General features: G+C 29.5%; 1 pseudogene. It reads right to left on the bottom strand.

Going from position 1 to position 1,257, the window contains the following annotated elements:
- Positions 1–161: pseudogene (locus ACFIO3_RS13320) on the bottom strand (DNA adenine methylase); the annotation flags it as partial.
- Positions 162–1,257: the final 1,096 nt, after the last annotated feature.

The raw sequence follows: 1,257 nt of genomic DNA, 5'->3' as shown, positions 1-1,257 counted from the left end.
AAGGTAAATTGACTGAAGGTTTTTCGAACTTCTGGCACATCATTGAGAGACAAAAGAAACTTCCCTTTTAATTGTGCGAGCAGCATAGCCATCCTCTGATAATCCTCTCGCTTAAACAAATCTTTGCCATAATAATCCTCAACATCCCAATAAGGGCATATTCGATATAATATCAAAAAACACAATAAAGTCAATATGTTGAGTGTAATTATTTTATATGAATCCACTTAAGAATCCATCTTTTTATGCATGATTCATTTGACCATTTTTTATATAAGATTGGCATGTATGAATAGACCATAAAAAGCAAATCATGATGTAAATATTATAACGCATGTAAACGTTCAAATAAAATGAAAAGCAGTTATTATACATAACAGTTCATAAATCTTATGATACGTTTTTATCACAGCAGAAATCGCATACGTTTAAAGATCCCATCTTGTTTTAAAGATTGGATTGTTAATCACATGATAAAAACATAAAATTACAGTTCTCAAAATTAGAAGCGCAAAATAGAGAGCTGTCATAACAGCATCATCATAACACCGAATATTTTAAAGATTGCATAAAAGGATTAAGGATAAGATCGCTTTTAAAACGCTTTCTAAAAATTTAGAAAACGATAAAGAGGTATTTTATATCTTATGAAATGAAAAGCCTTTTAATGAATAGATTGCAGGCTAATTTTTAAGAACGGAATTATTCGCTTCCACAAAAAAATGGAAGCAAATAATGCCATGGCAATAGAATTACTATCTACTTTAGACTTGATACTAAGAAACGTTTTAAAAGTTATAGTTTAAAAATACGCTTATGAGACCCTCTCTAAGTGAACGTTTAAACGTTTGAAACTGATGTTTATAACAGTTTTTATAGCCTTGCGTTTGATAAAAGCGCTTGTTTATTGTCTTATGAGAGATTGTTTTGAAAACCAACGCTCGTAAATGTAAAAAGAACGTTTTTTAAGATATTCATTTAAGATGCATTTGCTTTTGATTGGCTTGATAAAGCTACCAAGCGTTTTGATTTAGAATATAAGTTATTTCAATTCACTCAACTCAATTTTAAGGTCAGCATATTGAAACGTTTTAAAAGAAGCATCATGATCATGGGCTTTGTTTTCAATGAATCTTTTTAAAAGATAAAGACGTTATGATTAATACGTTTGAGAGAAACAAAAAGCGTTTATAGGCTTTCTCATTCAAATGAGTGATTAAAGATCATACGCATTATTTACATTCCTTTTGATAAGTT

Source organism: Bartonella sp. AD328YNZD, from assembly GCF_042196425.1.
Note: the sequence above shows the minus strand (reverse complement) of the source record. Positions and strands in the feature narration are given on the sequence as shown.